At 64.3% G+C, this 364-nt stretch carries 1 pseudogene; it reads right to left on the reverse strand.

What is annotated here, in order from left to right:
- Window positions 1-364, reverse strand: a pseudogene (locus tag AC3XQU_RS23275) (type IV conjugative transfer system coupling protein TraD); the annotation flags it as partial.

A 364-nucleotide genomic window follows, 5' to 3' on the forward strand; every position in this document is an offset into this window, starting at 1 on the left:
AACTCCCGGAAGGCCGCGCTGTTGCCTTCACCGGAGAGTTGCCCTGCGATACGGGTGGCGACTTCCGAGATGCGACCGAAGCGTCCTACCGCGTTGTAGCGGGCGCTGATTTCCGGCCAACCGAGGTGGAAGATGTAGAACTCGCCTTCACGGCCTGCGCGCTGGGCTTCGATGTACATCCGCTTCAGGAGATCCGCGTCGCCCTTGGGATCGATAACGATCACGACCTCGTGCTCGCCGGCAGCGTTCTTGCGACGGATGTCCTGAGTCACAAACAGCTCGGCCAGCCGCGTCTTGCCCACGCGCGTCGTGCCCAGCACCAGCGAATGTCCGACGCGCTCACCCAGCGGCAGGCTGACGTCCA

This window comes from Telluria sp. AZSoR62 (assembly GCF_058111565.1).